General features: G+C 33.1%; 16 protein-coding genes. 3 read left to right on the top strand and 13 right to left on the bottom strand.

Annotation, left to right across the window (positions count from 1 at the left end; all coding sequences use genetic code 11):
- Positions 1-3,263, bottom strand: a 3,263-nt coding sequence (locus M900_RS10185; protein WP_021274718.1) for an Ig-like domain-containing protein, incomplete at its 3' end; no start/stop codon positions are given.
- A gap of 208 nt (positions 3,264-3,471) precedes the next feature.
- Positions 3,472-3,852: a hypothetical protein gene (locus tag M900_RS10180; RefSeq protein WP_157680630.1), complete on the bottom strand. Its 381-nt coding sequence runs from the start codon at positions 3,850-3,852 to the stop codon at positions 3,472-3,474.
- Between the two features lie 20 nt (positions 3,853-3,872).
- Here M900_RS10180 and M900_RS10175 point away from each other — a divergent pair, with 20 nt between their 5' ends.
- A complete protein-coding gene (locus M900_RS10175; protein ID WP_021274343.1) occupies positions 3,873-5,549 on the top strand; it encodes a glycosyltransferase family 39 protein in 1,677 nt (558 codons plus the stop codon).
- On the opposite strand, the gene M900_RS10170 is transcribed toward M900_RS10175, so the two are convergent.
- Together M900_RS10170 and M900_RS10165 are read right to left on the bottom strand one after the other, a co-directional pair.
- Positions 5,546-7,222, bottom strand: a complete 1,677-nt coding sequence (locus M900_RS10170) for a twitch domain-containing radical SAM protein (RefSeq protein WP_021274758.1) — start codon at positions 7,220-7,222, stop codon at positions 5,546-5,548. The two genes, M900_RS10175 and M900_RS10170, sit on opposite strands and share 4 nt — an antisense overlap.
- 70 nt (positions 7,223-7,292) lie before the next feature.
- Entirely contained in the window at positions 7,293-9,053 is a 1,761-nt protein-coding gene (locus M900_RS10165) for a fused MFS/spermidine synthase (protein WP_021274483.1), read from the bottom strand.
- A 435-nt stretch (positions 9,054-9,488) separates the two neighbouring features.
- Between M900_RS10165 and M900_RS10155 the strand changes: the two genes are divergently transcribed.
- Complete coding sequence (locus M900_RS10155; RefSeq protein WP_021274548.1) at positions 9,489-10,298, top strand: HTTM domain-containing protein; 810 nt, start codon at positions 9,489-9,491, stop codon at positions 10,296-10,298.
- Between the two features lie 622 nt (positions 10,299-10,920).
- On the opposite strand, the gene M900_RS10150 is transcribed toward M900_RS10155, so the two are convergent.
- The 7 genes from M900_RS10150 to M900_RS10120 all read right to left on the bottom strand — a co-directional run bounded on the left by M900_RS10150 (position 10,921) and on the right by M900_RS10120 (position 17,647).
- The gene (locus M900_RS10150) at positions 10,921-11,412 is read right to left on the bottom strand and encodes a hypothetical protein (RefSeq protein WP_157680628.1); all 492 of its coding nucleotides are present in this window, start codon (positions 11,410-11,412) and stop codon (positions 10,921-10,923) included.
- 100 nt (positions 11,413-11,512) lie between these two features.
- Entirely contained in the window at positions 11,513-12,541 is a 1,029-nt protein-coding gene (locus M900_RS10145; protein WP_021274395.1) for a lanthionine synthetase LanC family protein, read from the bottom strand.
- Positions 12,535-12,783, bottom strand: a complete 249-nt coding sequence (locus M900_RS10140) for a hypothetical protein (protein WP_157680626.1) — start codon at positions 12,781-12,783, stop codon at positions 12,535-12,537. Before M900_RS10140 ends, M900_RS10145 begins: the two co-directional genes overlap by 7 nt.
- Positions 12,773-13,753, bottom strand: a complete 981-nt coding sequence (locus M900_RS10135) for a hypothetical protein (protein ID WP_021274672.1) — start codon at positions 13,751-13,753, stop codon at positions 12,773-12,775. The genes M900_RS10140 and M900_RS10135 overlap by 11 nt, the downstream gene beginning before the upstream one ends.
- Positions 13,740-16,295, bottom strand: a complete 2,556-nt coding sequence (locus M900_RS10130; protein ID WP_034732241.1) for a lantibiotic dehydratase — start codon at positions 16,293-16,295, stop codon at positions 13,740-13,742. The genes M900_RS10135 and M900_RS10130 overlap by 14 nt, the downstream gene beginning before the upstream one ends.
- Positions 16,285-17,379, bottom strand: a complete 1,095-nt coding sequence (locus M900_RS10125; protein ID WP_021274426.1) for a lantibiotic dehydratase C-terminal domain protein — start codon at positions 17,377-17,379, stop codon at positions 16,285-16,287. Before M900_RS10125 ends, M900_RS10130 begins: the two co-directional genes overlap by 11 nt.
- Positions 17,363-17,647: a hypothetical protein gene (locus M900_RS10120; protein WP_034732239.1), complete on the bottom strand. Its 285-nt coding sequence runs from the start codon at positions 17,645-17,647 to the stop codon at positions 17,363-17,365. The genes M900_RS10125 and M900_RS10120 overlap by 17 nt, the downstream gene beginning before the upstream one ends.
- A 52-nt stretch (positions 17,648-17,699) precedes the next feature.
- Between M900_RS10120 and M900_RS10115 the strand changes: the two genes are divergently transcribed.
- Positions 17,700-17,933: a hypothetical protein gene (locus M900_RS10115; RefSeq protein ID WP_021274384.1), complete on the top strand. Its 234-nt coding sequence runs from the start codon at positions 17,700-17,702 to the stop codon at positions 17,931-17,933.
- Here the strand turns inward: M900_RS10115 and M900_RS10110 are convergent.
- Complete coding sequence (locus M900_RS10110; protein ID WP_034732237.1) at positions 17,920-18,909, bottom strand: hypothetical protein; 990 nt, start codon at positions 18,907-18,909, stop codon at positions 17,920-17,922. The genes M900_RS10115 and M900_RS10110 overlap by 14 nt on opposite strands.
- Positions 18,899-19,885, bottom strand: coding sequence for a glycosyltransferase group 2 family protein (locus M900_RS10105; protein WP_021274372.1), 987 nt, complete (start codon positions 19,883-19,885; stop codon positions 18,899-18,901). Before M900_RS10105 ends, M900_RS10110 begins: the two co-directional genes overlap by 11 nt.
- Between the last annotated feature and the right edge of the window lies 1 nt (position 19,886).

Raw genomic sequence — 19,886 nt, 5'->3', positions numbered from 1 at the left:
GCTCCTGTGAAGCTACAAACTGGAGCTTGTGTATCTACAATCCAAGTCATATTGATTACATCAGAAGTTAAACCAGACTCATCAGTTGCTCTAACATTTAATGTATGTGAACCTTCACTCAGTCCGGTAAGATTTAGATTTGTTGCTGAATCACACAATGAATATGGTGCACCATCAACAGAGCACTCAACAACTAACGTTGTCGCATCAGTACATGCAAAAGTTACATTCTCACTATTTCTTCCAATATTTCCTGAAATAGGATATGCACCAGTATATGTACACACCGGTTTTACAGTATCTTTTATCCATGTGTGACTTACTTCACTACTTAGATTTCCAAGTGAATCTACCGCTTTAATAGTATATGTGTATGAACCGTCCGGGTTATCCGTTGAGTTTAGATCATATCCATCAGTAAGAGTTTCACAATTTTTCCAATCAAATAGAGCAACAGCTCCGTTTGGTCCTTCTAGTTTACAACTTTCAGAAGTTACTTCTACAGGCAGGGCCTCAAAGCATGTGTATTTTCTTAGATCTACAGTTTCTTCCGAATTTACGGCCGTCATTGTTGTAGTAAACCCAACATCAAAACTACATAATGGTCCTGTTCGATCTAATTTTACTGTGGTGCTTATACATTCTTGACCAAGTGGGTTTTGAATATATGCAACAACTTCCTGGTCCCCATCGGCTATGTCAGAAAGAGAAAATCTATGATTACCTTTTAAAACATTATAACTACCTGAGTAAGTTGAAGGGCAAGAACCGATTGCCATTGCTATATTTTCACCATTAGCACTTGTTACTTTGAAGTCATTTAAAAGTGTTGATGTTACAACAGGTCCAGTTATTGTCGACCCTGAAGGACTATTTTCATAATAAACAATGTCTCTTCTTAAACAATCAGACATAACACCAGTTACAGAATTTTTTAAGCGAAGATAAACAGTCTTTCTTCCTTCGCCTGTGCTTAGTGTGAAAGGATGGGAAGTTACCACTTCTGGTGGTGCTGAATTTACAGCACTCTCATACACTCCACTAGGACATCCAACACTCTCTGAAGCTATATACTGATCATACTGTAGAGAATTATCCCACATCAATACGATATTAACGTTTCTTGTATTTGTTCCTGAACCTTCGACGATGTTAAAAGATACAGGATAATCATCAACAACTATAGATTCCGACGGTTCTGTGCCAATATATGAAGCACTATCTCCTACACCTGAATTACTGCCATTACCTAACTGTCCATAGTCGTTACGACCAAGACAAACTAGCTTTCCACTTTCCATGTAACCACAGGCATGATTTACACCGATATCAAATAAATACACACCCTCTTCGTTACTTATATATGCGTCGGTACCTGCACCAAAGTGAGTACTAGATACAGAGCTAAAATCAGTTATTGAGTTTGTATGACCCAGCCCAAATTGCCCAGAACTATTATTTCCAAAACAATAAAGTTCATTATCATCTGCAATAACGCAAGAACTATCGCCAGCAGCATAAATAGCTACTATCTTTCTTGAATCTGCAAACGTTTTCTTAGTCGCACTATAAGTAGTAATATCATTTACTTTCAGTCCAACGCTTTTTCTGACTGCAGGATCAATTCCAAGCTGTCCTTCTGAGTTTTTCCCCCAACATGTGAAACCAGTATCTTTATAAAGAGCACAGGCATGAGAACTTCCGGCCACGATATCAGTTACATTGGTAGGTATTGAAACATTTCCAGCATTAACAGGCTCATTGTAGGTAACACTATTATCCAGTCCTAATTGACCAAAGTTATTTGCTCCCCAACAACTGACAGATCCATCTAAAAGAAGGGCACATGTAAAGTAATCACCTGCAACAATCTTGATAGGTATCGACATACCAAAGTCAACACTGTCCCCTGGTGTTACAAATTGACCTTTTGAGTTATCTCCAAAACATTTAACTTCTCTCTGTGAAGTTAGTACACAAATATGATCCATACCAATTGCAACGTCTTGGGCGACTCCTACCCCAAGATATATTGAATCAAATTCGATAGCAGCTGTATTTGTCAGAATATGTGTGTCTAGTTGGTTCTTAGAATTATCTCCCCAACAATAAAGCTTATCTGACTGATCAATAGCACATGAGTTTCTTGGACCAGCAAATACTTTTTTACCAACGATTACATCTGATCCGAATTTTACACCCTCAAGTGCAACCCCCATTTCCTGGCCAACAAGACCTTTTGTTAAATACACGCCAGAGTTTATCCCAAGCTGAGAATATTGATTATCCCCAAAGCATTTAACTTTTTCATCAACGACCACACATGTATGGTTTTCACCTAACGAAATAGATAAAACACCTGACTCAGTTGTAAAATTAGAAGTAAAGTTAGGAAAAATTGCTCTCCCCTTGTAATCCTTTAACTGAACAGTTGTTGATATCGTATACAAAGACGAGTATTTAAATTTTTTATTGGTAGTAGTAAAGACAGCTTCTTTCCCATTACAAGAATAAGTCCCTGAGACAAGAGTTGAGTTCCTTTTGATGACTAACCCATTAGAGTTAAGTGTCGAACAATCTAAGGTTTGATTAAAAGTTAACTTGATATTTCCTTCATCAACTAAAACATCAATAGACTTATCTTTAGGAGAAACTGACAGGACTTCGAACTTGGCCATATCAACTTCATCAGTGTTAAATGAATCTGAAGAACTGGCCCTAGACGATGAGGAAGCTGCAGTAGAAGAGTCCCCCCCACTATCAAATCCTTCCCCTCCAGAAATTCCAGTTTCTGTTCTTGTTCCAGACTTATCAGAATCACTATTTTCAGAATTTGTTTGATTATTCTGCGACTGAGAAGTATTTGCCTTAGCCGTCTTTGGAGCAACGACTCTTTTCCCTTTAGAAGAAGATTTTGCTTTATTTTCATCCGAACTAGTTGCTCTATAATTTACAACCAACCCACTTCTTGCTTTTGATTCCTTAGCAGTATCCTCTTCTTCGGAAGCTGGAGAACGACTAGTCCCGCCCTTACTATTTTTGGTATTGGTATTACTGATTTTATCGAGATAAATTTGAGAATCTTTTTCTATACTTTTTTGGAACCTTCCCACACTCAAATCATTTTCTTCACTTAGGCTCTCACCCTCCACATAAACAGAATCAGTCTCAACAGAATGATCCGAAATTTCTTGAGCTTTTTTCGATACGAGGTGAAAAAAGACGAAGAAGAGAATGGTTGAAAATGTTAAAAGTTTTTTCAAATAAGTCCCAATTGCTGAAATTACAAATGTCCTATCGTCATTTTAGGTGAAGAAGTTAGCAATTTAGATTATTTAGTGACCGTAGTTTCAATTGTTACCTAATATCAATAACAAAGAAAAAATATTGAACATGATCAATTAATTTTAAAGCTTAATAGAATTAATTATTGACCATTTTTATGGTCAAATTATAAAAATTTTTTAATCTTTAATAGATAGTTAAATCAGAAATTAAGCATCTGCTGAGATTTCGTTTAGGTTGTGAAATATAGAACCTCAAAATTGTTCTATTTTTTTTAGTAAGTATCTTAATTAAATATACCAAGAATTTTTCATCATCAATTTTCTTCTCTATTTCAAAATTAATCGTTTCCAGAGTAGATGAGGAAAAAATACTTTGTCCTTCATAATCAAGTACAATTACTTCTTTACCATCAAACCTTATCTTTCGAGAGCAAGAGAGAGGATCGACAACAGATTTAAACTCTCTGGTAATAAGAGCAATTTCTTTGTTCTCAGTTTCTCCATCGAATGAAAATGAATACAAAGAAAACATTGAGAATAAGAAAAATGCACACAATTTAGTCATATAGTAATATACTATTACAAATGTCTAAATTTATAAATATTTTTAAGAAAAACTACATCCTTATTATCGGTTTAATTTTTACCGTAATCTATTCTCACTTCGCCAATAATGATCTCATTTTGGATGACAAAGAATTTATCTTCGGTAGTAACGGACTAATACGCTCGCCTTCTATGTGGGCTTTTTGGGACTCTACCAGTGGGTACACGAGATCATGGCCAATGAGTTACTCTCTACTGTGGCTCTTATCAAAAGTATTTTTACAAAATATATACCTCTACAAAGTCACGAATATTATTCTACATTTTTTGAATTTCCTTCTTCTTTTTAAGATTTTAAAAAGTTTTTATTCTAAGGCGATATCTTCTTTCGCTGCAATAATTTTCCTAATTCACCCGATGCAAATAGAGAGCATATTTTGGGTTTTTCAATTCAAAACGATAATTTCAATCACATTTCTTTTCTTGTCTTTAATTTATTTCTTGAAATATCTTGATTTAAAGAAAAAGAGATTTTTTATTATCAGTATATTATTTTTTTCTCTTTCTCTTGCATCTAAAATTACTGCAATATTCTTTCCTTTACTATTAATTGCTTTTACCTATGGAAAAAAGAGAAGCCTTGTCTCCGCAATGGTTACATTACCGTTCCTGCTTATATCTGCATACTTTGGATATAAAACAATTCAAGGTGTAAATTATAGCAAAGCAGAGATTAGTGTAATAAATAGTGATTACAAAAACCAAGGCCATACTTCTACAGCGGCGTCTGATTTATTTGCCAATCAAGAAGCTCAAAAGATTAATTTTCCCAAACTAGAAATCCAAGACGAGAGATTTATTGATAATTCTATTTCGAGAATAAGAATTATTTTGTTCACGACTTCATTTTATTTCAAAAAGTTCCTTCTTTTCGGTAAAAATTCCCTACTGTATAAATATAACTATATTGGAACACTAGAAGAACTCTACTCTGTAATAACCTTTATTTTCCTAATGTCATCAGTATTCGTGCTCAAACTACCTTTTCAAAAGTTTGTCACAGTTGCTTTAATATACCTCTTATCTCATCTCCCTGTATCTGGATTAGCGTATGTTCCATACATGAAGTATTCTCTAGTTGCTGATCACTGGGCCTATTTATCGATTGCACCACTCTCCTTGCTCTTCTCAATCTTTCTTTACTCACTTCTGGCCAAGTACTCCATACAGAAGAGAACTGTTATGATCTTATCATTAGTTACTTTATTAATAACAATAGGCAATAGTGTAAATTATATAAAAATATTCACCAACAAAGAGGCCTTACTAGAACAATCAAGGACCATTAACACTACTGAGCCGGCCCTAGCCTTGGAGTACTTAGATTATAAGAACAAAAAAAATATAAAGATATCAGCCGACGAAGTAACAAATCTTCTTAATGTAGCCAGCTACACGAGAGATCTTCATTTTTTAAATAATTTAGAAGTTATAACTCTTAACAATGGAGACTTCTCAAACTTGGAGTATATCTACTTCAAGAAAGCTTTACTATATTTAGAGCAGGATGAGATCGATAATTTTGAGATAGCTTACACAAAACTTGAACAACTCAACTCTAAAAATCCAAATCTATCCTTATTAAAGCTTGTTAAGCATAAATTAGGGTTACATATTTTGAATGATAGTGAACTTGAAGAGCTTTTTAACAACTAAACTTTTACAAATCCCATCGCGCCCAGTTTCTTGATAATTTCTTGCTTGCTCCAGCTCTCATCTAATTTTTCTTTAGAGTGTTTTATATATACTGCTTGTAAATTTTTTATCTCCATCTCAACAAGATCATCAAGCTGATACTGTTCATCGATATAATCTTTCGAACCAGGATTGCTCATTTGAGGAGAAAGAACCCAGCCTTCTGCTTTTGCTAATTCTTTCAATTCTTCTTTTATTCCCCACCCTAATGTGGAATCTCCAGATACCAGTTCCCCATCTTCACCAAGATCAGTGAGAGGTATAGAGTCATACCAACTTGCAAGCTCTGGAAAAGCTCGAGTAAAGTTCTTGTTTTTTCTTCTAAGATCATATTGAGAAAAAAATGATTTTAGGTCTCTTTGCCTTGATTGAAGAGAAGATACTCCCCTATGTGGATCACCAATTTCTTCTAAGTAACTAATCAGACGCTTAACCGCATCAATTTCCATTTCATGCATGACTTCTATATCAGCAGAGGAATTTAGCCATTTCTTTATATGTTCAGACCTTTCTTTTCTTAACTCTAAAGGAAGAGTTCCAGGAGACATAAAACTTGGAAATCTTAAAATATTAAGAGAATAAACTCCATGAAAGCGACCGTACTTTTTCTTTAGACTATTACAATAGTCCATAAAATCAGTGATTGAGTACAAACACAAAGAATTAATAGTCATCATGACGTTAAACTCTTTAACATTCCCATGCGTAAGAAGTTTATCAACAGACTTTTTCCATTCATCCCAAACTAGCCCATCTCTTATATACTCAGCCTGCTCTCCAGTTGCTTCACAAGAAGTATAAATGACAAATTTCTTTATAGAGTGAGACGCATCAATTAATTCATCTAATTTCGTACCCTGTACACCAAGGTTCGTATTTACCGCAAACTGAATGTCTGAGTCTGGCTTTGTTTTCCACCATTCAACAAGCCTCCAAAAATCAGGACTGATTGTTGCTTCACCACCCGTTACTCTCAATTCAGAAATTTCTTTACTTAGCTGTGGCCACCAATCCCAAAACGCTTGAACGTAAGGATTTTCATCATCTTTTTTATATTGCCTCGCCCATGACCCATCATGCTGGTAAGCTTTTGCCCCATCACTCACAAGATTTTTATAAATCCCATTTTGCACAATATCTTTTTGCCAAGCTGTCGAAAAACTTGAATTACAATATGAACATGCAAAATTACAGTTTGCATCAAATGCTATTTCGAGTGTTTTTAAATCTACGTTTTCTGTCTCTCGGTACTTAGTCTGACAAAGCTTGATGTCATCTTCTTCGTAGATAACAGTCTTGAAAACTCTATCTGAAACATGTTCATTAGAAATATCTTCAATCTTCCAACAATACTCACACTCTTTTGGCCTAACACCATCAAGCATCTGCTTTCTAACTAGCTTCTTGTAACTAGTATTATGAATCATCGATGGATTTTTCTTTAAATCATCAAAGCTTTCACCATTTTCAAAGTCGATAATTCTATGCGCTGGGGGGTGATGACAACTAGCAGTTGTTCCATTGTTTAACCAAATTGTTGCGTTAAACCACTTTGCGGCACAAAAAGAAGGAGAAATACTATTAATAACGCGATCTCTATATTCAGTATTAGATTCGTTATATTTCTTTCCCATTGTGTCTCCGTTATATAAATAACAAAATTATACCATCAAATTCTATTAGCTGTACAAAATTAAAATAAGGCTACAAAAGAGAATAAACTTCTTCATACTCCTCAAGCATTGCATCAAACTGCGATCTTCGAAAGTAATAGAAAGTATTGCTTATCTTTGAAAAAAGATTAGATTTAGCGTGAATATTTCTCTTATCTAACTGTAGAAATCTTGCAAGAGCCTCTCGAGTATATTCACTACCTATAGAATTGTAGTATACTTCATACTGCTCACGACTAACCCTTCCCATTTGACTGTATATATCAAAAGAGTTTCTTAAAAAATTATTTTCACCAAATTCATCATCACTAATTCCTTCATCAAATACAGGGAAGAAATATTTAGAATGATTGTCTGTATAAATAACCTCTCCAATATCTTTCTCTCTAAGCTCTAGAACTTGTAGATAAGAAGCGGCAAATGTTGATCGTAAAGATGAAGAGAACTGCTTATTTAACGATCCTACTTTTAAGGATTCAATAAATTCTGATGCTTCTTCAATAGATTTGAAAGCAAATATATGCTTTGTATAATTATTGTAAAAAACTTTCTTAAACCCCGCCGTTTTGATTGTGTTAACTAAGTTCTTCAGGTAGGCATTTTTCGCACTTACATTTTTGATAAAAAAATTATGAGCTAAATTTGTATTTAAAGAGACAACACCTTTTGCAACAAGTGAATCAAAAACTAATTTGTAAAACTCTAAGGTTATACAGTGTTCCGGAATATATGAGGTTTTAAAAACATCAATATTTACATAATCAAACTTTTGACTACTTCTTTGTAAAAAACGTCTAGCGTCTGTAAAAATAAGTTTTGCATTTTTAGATAATGCTCTATCTAAATAATAGTCAGAAGTTTCAACAACCTCTTGATCAATATCAACACCGACTATCTCCCCTTCGGTATTCAAGGCCTTTAGCTGTAGTATTTGACTCCCTCCCGATACACCAAGAAAAAGGGACTTTTTTGGATTATTAAGATATGCCCATACCAACTGACTAGAACTCCATTGGCTTGAAAAAATATCACTAAAAGAAATAAACGTATCTGTACTACGGGAAGTTTTAACCTTGAGCCAATCTTTAGTTTTATGAATTTTTAGCTGTCCATAACTAGTTTCTCGCTCGTGAATGATTTCATCTACAGCATATGGTTTAACTTCAAAATTTATAGAGAATATCGTAGTGAAAATTATTAAGCTCAGAGCACTCATTTTTTTGTCTCGCATAAGAAACAATGCACAGAGAAAAAGTAGTGAACAAAAAATAGAAATTACTAATTTTTGACCAAAAATTGGAAGTAAAGCTAATGATGTTAGAAATGTTCCCAGAATACTGCCTAAAGATGACACTCCCAGTATCCGAGCTGTATTGTCAGAAATAATAGCTTGTTTATTTTCATTAATTTTAAATAGCAAAGGTAGAGCCTGTCCAAATACGAGGTTAGGCAATGCATAAAACAATAGCGAGAAAATTAATGTTATATAGAACTCATCTCTTAAATCTCTTATAAAAGCAGAATTGAAAAAATCAGCGAGAACGAATTTATGCATAACAAGAAGAAAGGTGGCAGTGAGAAGCAACTCGACACCAAAGATAAAAGTACTTCTTCTTTGACGAGCGATAAATGCACCTAAGAAATTTCCTAACATCAACGAAGACAAGATGACACTAAGAATCGTACTAATAACGATAACATTTGCAGATATTTGAAATTGAGCAATTCGAATTGCGACAACTTCAATTCCCATAATTAAAAAACCAATTAAGAATGAATAAAAATATGCCATTGCTGCTTATTCCTTTACAATCGTCAAACAAAGCTGTGATATAATTTTAACACATGAATCTAATAAAGCTCACTACTATTACAATTTTTTGTATTATTTTGATATTGAACATTGAAAATATCACAAGTAACTCATCCTACATTTCACAAAGCCAAAATTGGAAAATGTTTTCCCCAGATATCGAAACAAAAAAGCTGAACATAACTTTTCAGTGTCACGAATCTTCTCGCAAAATTTCTTTGACGAATAGTTACATGGCCAATATATCGAATGATATTTTGATTCTAAGAGCGTTACAAGATTATGCGAAAACAATTCTCGTAAAACAAAAGAGAATTCTCTCCAAATATAGCATATCTAATCATTTTATAGTTATTGAAGCACATACAAAAATAGTGAATATCCTTGAAACACAATGCAAACAACTGAGCTGGTATGAAATTAATCGCTAAGTTTGAAGATAAAAAAGATACAATTTCTAATACATTTAGATGTATAAATCTCTGGATCTTCGTTTATCTATTTTTTCTTCTATTCAATTATAAAAATATTTTCTTATCTCATCTTTTACTTTTAGGGTCTAATATTTCTCAAAATACATACCTCAGTAGCTTAATATACAATATGAACTCATCTGTTCTTGTTGGCGTTTCTTTTACTTTGTTGCTTGTATCTGTCGGCGTAGGAATATTTTATAAACTTCACTCAATATTTTACTTAATTCAACTCTTTCTTTTTTTAAACATTGAGTTTTATTTAGGTGCAACAACTGACACAGGAAACCAAGTAATTAAAAATATATTTGTTCTTGCGCTCATATATGAGATTCTGAAAAAGTATAATAGCCAAGATGCGATCAAATACTTCAAAACAATAGTGATTGTTCAATTAGCAGTGATTTACCTGTTTTCAGCAATAAACAAACTTCATGGAAATGATTGGACAACAGGTGTTGCGTTACAGAAGATTTTTTTACTTCGAGAAGACCTATATTTAATGAATTTACTTCCTCTGGGAAATAATGCCTTAAAAGTAATGAGCTATATAATAGTTATTTTTCAACTTCTTTCACCACTTTTAGCATTTCGAAGGATTAGAAAATATTATCTCCTTCTAGCAGCGAACTTTCATATATTGATATTCTTCGAGTTTGGATTATTCTACTTCTCACTAGCAATGCTATTACTTATTTTCGTCTCTTCATTGAAAACTAATGATCTCGAAAATAAAGTGACGAAGAAATAACCAATCATAAAGAAATGCCAATTCAAAACATTCACGCTAAAAAGACCTACCAAATGAAATACGATGCCCAGATAGCAAGAAAAACGCCAGAACTTAGTTAATATAAGTAACGCAACTAGCCCCTCAGTCAGCAAGACAGCATAATTTAATAACGATGAATACAAGCTACCAAATGGTATCCCCGTAAAGTCTATCAAGCTTTGAAAGTGATATAGCTTTAGAAATATTAAAGCTCCGTCCCCGCCTTGCCAAGCATCATCAAGACAGCGTAATTTAACAACGCTAAAATATAAAACAAAGATTAGAAGACGGGCAATGAAGAAAATCCTCTCCTCTCTCCTCCTCTTATCAAAGCTACTTATAACGACACCAAGAAATAAATTGAAGGCGAAGCTATAGCTACCAAATTCATTTGCGAGAGGAAAAATATTGTACATTCCAAATAGGCATAAGCTAGCTATGAAGATATTTTCCTTTTTTACAAGAAAAGCACTCGTTATCAATGTCAAAAAAAGAGAGAAATATAACAAAGGGCTTTCACCAATATAAACAGTCATATACTCTTGATTGAACGAAACCAAAAGTATGACCAAACAATTATATAGGGATAAAAACTTTAGTATTATTTTGAGCTCCTATTTTGACAATCAACTCTTAAAAGATTACCACTAAGGCTGAACATACCATTAGTTTTTACTGAGTTATATTTCACATTGTATAAAATTCTAAAACGCTCTTTTGGACCTAGACAATGTCTAAGCCCCTCGTTTCGATAAAAATCTAAGATGTCATTTCCGTATGAAAAATTCCTTTTTCTCAAATTTGTATTGATTTCGAGGCTGAAGTCATTATTTATTATCTGAGGAAGAGGAGTATTTTTATCATCTAAAGCATTTAAATCTTCATAAAACCCTAGCACTGAGAAGAAATTAATATAGCCATTATTCCTTGCAATACCCAAAAAACTTAAACCTTGTAGGTCTTTCCATATCTTTTCTTTTTTTCCATTCTCTCTCTCAAGTATGATTTCAGCATGAATTGGCACATGATGGACATGCTTGGCAGAAGTAAACATTGACATTTCACTAATCTTAAAAAAATTAGAAACTTTCAAGTATACATTATTGATGGAGGAGAACTCAGAAATACTAAGAGCTGGAAACAGAATTAAAAAGCAATATGTATAGAATAAAATTCTACTAATAATTTTTATGCTAAGGATAAAAGAGCCTCCACCAGGTAAAGTTAAAATCTCGATTTTTATCAAACCGCAATGCCATTTCTGTTACCAATGGAGTCTGAATAAAGCTTAAATCGGTTACATTTGTCTTAAGAGACATATTAGGTATTTCAAAGGGAACAAAATCTCCATCATATATTTTAGGTATTATTACTTTTTGACCTAGTCCATGACATAAACCATGATCATGAAATGAAATATTTCTTTTCCAATACCGAGCAAGGACTTCATCTTTAATCTCAGGGATAATATTCAACACGCCTAGCATTCCATGGCACCAATCCTGTCTAGTATAATCATTACCACCAAAAGTACGTGCCAGCTCAAAGTCACTATTTAGCGAGGTTTTAACTCGATGGAGCATTTCATTGCGACAAGCTTCAAAAGAATTATCAAAGTCTAATTTTCGACTTACATATATAATTGAAGATAATCCATGAGCAAACCCAACATGGTCAGAGCTGTATTCAATGAGCCTATCTTCTCCATCATAAACAACTTTTCCAATACGGGAAATGTCAAAGCCACTAAATTGAGTAAAGAAAACTTCTTTCACTATGGTCTGAAGACTAGAATTTAAATATGGGTAAATAATATACCAACCCGTAACACCGTAAATAAAATCGAGAACTCCAGAGTGATGATTTAAAAATTCCTTCTGTTCAACAAGATACTGCAACAAAATAGCGTCAATTCGATTGTGATCAATAATTGTTTTTTTGAAAACCTCTTCTGCTAAATATAGAGACCAAACGACTCCAAGAGGCCCTAAAAAAAATGAAGTCTCACCAAAGCCATCATCAAGGTTCTTTAGACAATGACCTATGATGTCTTTAGTTTTTTTGAAATCGTCAACATTCTTTAATGCCTGAAACCTCTGTAAGTGATAAAGAAGAAGTCCTGAAAAACCGTGGTTAATACTCGTCGAGCCATGTTTTTGAACAAAGTCATAATACTTATCATAATAACTTGCTGCATAATCTAAATATTCTTTTTCTAACATATAAACTCAACCAACTCGATCTTTCTTAAATGATTTATTATTGCAAAAACTTCTTTAAAGTCGACACCAGAATCTATGATGATGTCATTTATTGTTCGATGCCCATCTATTAAAACCCATATTCTCATCACTTTACTATTCAATTTTAAATCAAATTCAGCTGATTCAACAATGACCTCTTCTGGGCCAATATAAGTACGAACGCTACAAACATTCACTGTTCTGATTACTTTATGATTCACCATTTATCATCTCACGGGTAAGGTTACATAAAGTATATGAATTCTGACGAAATAATCCATCTCTAATATTACGAGGAACATTTTCAACAAAACTAGCAACTTCGTCCCAACTTAAGCTCTTTAAACTCAAGTCATCTGAACTCGCTAAAAGAGAATTTTCTTGTGATGACTTACACATAATTTCAACAATAGTGTCTAAAGAGTTCTCAGAGTAATCACAATCGATACTTTCTAGAAGTTTATTACTCGATATTCGTATAATGTTCTTCCCTCTAAGATGAGCATACGGACCGAAGGTCGATACGATTGTGCCCCCCCCAATCTGTTGCCACTGGGCGACTGAAACATTGAAGTCATCAAAAGGATCGAGTGACAAGTTTATTAAAGTTTTATCATGTGGATTCTCAACCTTTTTATACCAGTCAATACCTAGATCCCCAAGAAACTCGATTTCTATATCATTACTCTCTGGAATATAGCGTATGAAATCAGACTTTTTAAACATTGGAGAACAAACCTCAAGCTTCACGGCCTCATTAGTCATCTTTTTATAATGATTCAATAGCATTATAGTGAGTTCAAAGTTTTTTAAAGTTAAGGGACGACCAGAATATATAAAGTTCGAAAGTTTTGGTAAATCATATTCTCTTTCTACTATAGGTGGAAATAATTCATATCTGTCGAGGACTCCGATTGAATCTGACGGAAGTCCCAAATAATGAACAAAACGTTTTTTGAAATTTGAATTAAGAACCCAGAAAGTAAATCTGGACGTCCGAGGAAAGAGTTTATAAGAGAAAATATTTTTCAATCCGTGACCAAATAAAACAATATCTACGACATCGGACTTTTTAAAGGTTATATCTAAATTATCACAAAAAATTGTTGCGTTTCGATTCTGCTTGAGAAAGTGTAGTTTAATCAGGTGCTCAAGAATTGTGATACTACGACCGATCTCAGATCTGTACATATTTTTCTCGTTTGATTAAATCTGCTGCTAGCTTCAAAACAAAATCGTTTGCAAACACATGTGAACCATCCGTGAGCCTAAAAAGCTCCATATGTATTAATCGATTTACAAAGAAGTCCAAATCTTTATCAACCTTCCCGCTCTCAAACAGAGCTTCCCATGAGTCCAGAATTGGCATTATTTCAACTAATAAATTATCAACAAGAGCATTTACACTTGCGACAAACTTTGAATTGTTTTTACTCATCTCCAAAAAATAGTTAAATATTCTTTTATATGAAAAATTGAGATAATCCTCCTTAAAGATAATCTGTGATGGTTGACTAGACAATACTTTACTTGAAAACAGGCCTAAAAATAACAGAGCACTTACCGGACCAAAGTTATCATCAACCCCCAAATCGACAGAGTCGACAACTTCAGTAATCTTCAGGAAATTACGAGACATGACTTTTGAATAAATTAAATATAAATCAACACCATCTTTTCCATATATAGAAGTTTCTAACTCGTAATGAGTGACGAGCGAGTCTCTAACAGTAAAAAAATCATTCAATTGACTATCATTTGCAATTTGCATTGCTAGTTGTGAATTATTGAAAATTCTAAATCTCAAATGAGAAACCGGTAGCTGATAATTAATAAAATAAAACTCTATCTGATTTTCGCCCGAAAAATATTTCTGTATTATAAATTCAGCAAGATCTTTTAGCATGGCAGGTCCGGCAATCAGACGGACTTCAGAAATTTCGCTTAGAAGAGGAAGTTTTCTATTATTATAAATCTTAAAATTTTTCTTTTCCTTTTTCTCTTCCAAAGAAAAAGAATAAAATATTTCATTTACAAAGTTTTGCCCATTTTTTAATTTAACTGTAGAGCTTAGAGAAAAGTCTTCTTGTAATATAATTCTTGTTCCTGAAAGCTTCATAACTTGATCAATAATATAGGGACTCGAAGTATCAACAAGCCCATCTTTGTCTCCATCTATAACTCTCACAAATTGAGGGAGATCTTTAATGCAATTCCTCAATTGAGCCTCATTATCTAAAACCCAAGTTTTAGGGTAAAGAACAATTCCCTCATACATAACTCGTGGATAGATGCGTTTGTTCATCCATGCCATATCCAGATGCACACCATCATTATAGTGAAACTTAGAGATTGCACTCATAAATCGATAAATGAGATTTGAGGAATTTTCAGAAAGATAAGAAGACAGTAAAACAGGGACAATTCTTTTATTAAGTTTTTTTGAATAGAGTACTATTTCAGAGTGGCTTGCATAAACATAGACATCATTAAGTTCAATACTTTTTTGTATTGAAGCTAGTTTAGTACCATCTAAAGAAATCGCATAATTCGTTGCTAATGGACGATTTAGCAATACCCCTCTATCTAAGGAGTCTTGGCATAAGATATCACAATAAATAACATCTTCATCATCTGTGATGATTGTATCATTTGCATACTCACTCATTACTCTAAGTCCATTAAATGAACTGCGCGCGTATAACAATTGATACTTCTTGTCTGCGGACTCACTGATCTTACGAAATATAACCCCAAACTTCTGACTCAAGTTAGTTGGAAGTTTTAACGACGCCTCATTAAGAATTTTCAGATGACTTTCACTTAAAACAACTTGAGACTCACTATCCATCGAACTTAATACATCCGAAAACGCTTTTCTCGCAATGGATATCTGCGACTGAGATCGAATAAATAGCTCTTCTAAATCAGTATGGATTTTTTTTTCAGAAAAAAACAAGTCGAGTATTGGGATAGGATTAGCTCCATAGTTCTTAAAAATTTCAACTCTTACATCATTGAGCCAATAAATAGATTTGTTAACATCATTGCTATTTAGAAAAACAAGGCTAGCAATAGCTTTAGAAAGCTCATTTAAATCATGAACACTAATTTCACTTCGCTGTAGTGAAAAGTCTAACAAAGAACGACTAGAAAGTTTTCTCGTGTTATAAACATCGATATCTTTAATCTTAACTAAAAGGCCAAGTTTCAACAAATTGATAACTTGGGGTGTGATAGTATTTATTTCATCTGGCAGGCTGTTGAAATACTCGATGATCTCTTGAGACTTAATTCTCTTGATTCTTTTTCCCGCTATAAAAGATAAACTATTCGGCATAAATTTGATCGCTTTATTTTTTACGATAATAAAGTTCTCAATTGTCTTACCAGGCTTCACATCAACTTTGATATCATTATTAGAAAAAGCAGTTGAATGATCTGACAAACTTAACCCATGAACACCTGAAAACTCACGATAAGGAGAACACCTAGTAGTCGATCTCATTAGATAATTTAGAGCCGATACAATATCTTTTCTAGACATATTCTTATTAACAATTGACTCGTATAAATATTGATTTTCATGCTCTAGCAATTTTCTAAAATCCGAGTAAGCTTCAGTATTAATTAATTTCACTAATTCTGCAGGATCGCATAAACATGCATCAAGATATAACTCGACAGGAAAGCGGGGTAATCTAAGAAACGTATTATTTGCGTTAATTTTCATTTGAATAGCCTAAGTATATCTCTTGAACGGAATCAGAATCTGTACAAAAGTCTAGATTTTCCACATACACTTTATCAATTTTCTTATTAGCTTGATTAAATATCTCTGCAAGCATCTTTCTCATAGAGAGTTCATTACAAGTGTCTATTCTAAAAATACCGTTAAATAGGTTTAAGTAAAAGACAGAAGGTAGACCAATCTCTACCCTCCACTCTTCGCTAAAGATATTATCAATCATATCACTTTTTCTAAGACACCATGTATCTGGAGCAAGTATAACCTCTCCAACCTGTATTTTATCACGCTTTTTCCCTATCTCAGGTAAATAATCAAAAAAAGAAACTAGGTCTCGTCCATTAGTTCTCTTGGACTCATATATTTTTTTATATTTTTCATCTGCTATAGAATCGACAGGAAATGAGTCATAAATTATTGCATTACAAAATTCATTTTCCTGTAGTTCGGAGACAGGCTTCCTCTCTACCCCATGAGTCATCACGCGTTGGTAAAAATCAATAACTTGATTACCTGTACCCAATAGATAAAACATCGAGTCTTTGATCTCATGTTTAGAAAATCTCGCGAACTCAGAGGCATAAATACCTTTGAAGAGAAAGAGACATCCCGCACTAGTTCTCATCGAGAGGAATTTTAAAACATACGCACTATCTTCAAGATCTTCAGTTTTATAATAAGCTTCAAGTAATTTTCTTACTGACTCACGATTTGGAAGAACAACATCATCATAAGATTGTCCCATTTCATAAAAAATAGCCCCTGGCCAAGCATCACCTAATTTTACAGAGAGAATTGCCTTCAATTCTTCAAGCCCTAATCTCTTCCCGATTAACTCCTCAGACATCAGTCGCAGCTTACTTGATTCTAAGTTCTTCAAATAAATTTGTAAGTTTTTTGAATAGCCAGGATAGAAAATATTTTCTAGATAATGCAGCAGAGGATCAACTAATTTTAGATTTGAAATATAATTTTGTAACTCACGTGATCGGGAGATTTCAGAAAGAAGATTGGCCCTAACCGCCAAAAGTTTTATGGCCACAGATGGGTCACTATCGGAGGAACTCATTATGAACCAATTCATCCTCGAGTGTGTCTATTTGCTCTTTTATGTCATCTACAGCAATATGTGGGCAAAGTTCCACAAGATCAGTAAGTACTGAATAGAAGGTAAAAGGTTCATTTTTGTCATGAACAGAAAAATATAGGCCTAGAGCTCCATCTAATATCAGCAACTTATCTGACTCGGAGTTATAAATTGACAGTCTTTCTTCTTCTTTATTATAAGAAATGATAAGATCATCTTTGAAATATTGTTCTGTATTTTCATTATTCACAGAAATATTATAAAATATTATAGATCAGTAAGCAAATAGACAGGAAAATTTAATGAAAAATAAATTCAAGCAGTTAGCTCAAGCAATGAAAAAGATGAGACTTGGTAAAGTTGAGACTGTCGACCTGAAAAAAGAATTTAACTTTGATGATGGCTTTGAGTATGTAGATATTGCTCAAAACACAGCTGACGATTACACGAAAAAGAGAAAAATTTCTGCTTATGCATCTTATGCTACGACATCAGGATGTTCTGACTCTTGTGGATCTTCCACTAATTGCTGTTAAGATTCATTAATCTAGTAGCGGTTTCTTTTAACTGCTCCTCATTTTCATATTCAATAGTTTTAAAATCAACCTTGGAAAAAATATAAATCATCAACTTCATTCTTAATAAGAAAATTTTTAGCTTTCTAAAAAAATCAGAGATTCCAGTCTGCCAAAATATTTCAAATATAATAGGAGTATCAAAACCTATACAAAGGTACTTCATAAGATACGAAAATTTTTCTAAAAATGTTGATTTACGAACAGAACAGCCATGACCTTTCTTAAGTAAAAATAATTCTTTCAAGGCCATCGTTTGCTTTTCGGGGAGATAATTAGAAGGGTCAGCAAGTTCCTTCAATCCAAACCTTCTGCGCAGAACTTGAGAGAGTCCATCAAATGCCATTGAAGTAATATCATAGTCCTTGGGTATACCTACTCGTAAGGGAAAGATATAACACACTAAATTAGAATTAAGAAATAAAAGGTCATCACTAAAAACTTTAATATTATAATTACTTAAAAGGTTTAAAAGTAATGTCGACTTTCCAACATTACTTGCTCCTATAAAAGAATATAAGTTATCTTCGTATACACAGCTCATTCCATGAATTTTATGAACGCCAATCAAATCTAGAATTTTACCAAGTCGTGATAAAATGATGAGATAAATCATTTCGTGTAAAAAAACATGGTCAACAGAATATACTTCAAATTTATCTGTACTAAAATCAACAAGAATTTCATCACCATTTGCATAAGAAATAAGTCTGTGATTTTTTGATTCAAATATATTATATCTTTCACTCTTCCACACCAACCTAGTAAAGGAGTATTTCGTAGGATTGTTAGTTTGTTCGATAAAGATAGCTTTCTTACAAAGTTCGTTTTCTACTTTATTGAAGTTTTTAAAGTCAAAAGTTAACAGTCTCATAATGTCAGGACTTGCTTTAATATGAAAATCAATCCCAAAAATTGTCAAAACTTTATTTTCCATATAAATCCACTCGACAAAGAGCATATATTTGACCCAAGGAATAAGAAGAGACGATCATAACTTGTGCAAATATTACCCAAAGAAAGAGTTGTCCTTCCTTATTTTTAAGAGAATATACAAAAGAAGTAACTAAGTTTAGAAAAAAATAAAATCCCATCAAAAGCATTAGAACATCGATATATGTAAAAAAAAGAGTAATAGCGAGAATGAGACAAAGTAATGGAATGAAATAGATGAAGTCAAAATTTTCTTTTCTAAGCATACACATTCTAAAACGGTAATAACCACTGATAAAACTTGGTTTAAAAATTAATAGACCGTCTCTTCTCTTATGATAAACAAACAGATTCTCAGAGCGTAACATCCTGTATCCAAGAATCGTAAGCCTATTAAGAAAATCGTTTTCTTCGTTTCTTAATAACCTTTCATCAAAGTTTATTTGATGACATATTGAAGTTCTTACCAATAAATTACAGAGCGTCAAATTACTTTCATGACCAGAAGAATACTTTAATAAATTGTGCCTATATCTTGTCTTAAAAGTTGTTAATGGCGACTGTAGAGCAACTGAAACGGCCCTTTCTAGTCTTGAACTATTAAGATAAACACAATCAGGACCACCGACAACATCAATCTCAGAAGAATTTTCTTTAAAGACTTGATCAAGGTTATTTAAATAGTCATCATTTAAAATAATATCATCATCAAGAAAGAGGACATAATCTCCTATTACATTAACTACAATCTTATTTCTTATATAAGCAGGGTACTCATCGGCAAACTGTAAAGTTTTAAGTAGCGGGCTCACATGAGGAAGATAATTAATTTGCGTTGGCCTAGAAGAAAAGCCAACAACAACTTCTACAACATTAATTGCATTTTTTTTATGAGATGCAAAATTTTTATCAATAGACATTAAGCAATTATTTAAAAGCTCCTCTCTATCTTTTGACACTATTACGATTGAAATATTCAAG

Source organism: Bacteriovorax sp. Seq25_V, assembly GCF_000447795.1.
Classification (GTDB): domain Bacteria; phylum Bdellovibrionota; class Bacteriovoracia; order Bacteriovoracales; family Bacteriovoracaceae; genus Halobacteriovorax_A.
This window is presented reverse-complemented; position numbering and strand designations above follow the sequence as displayed.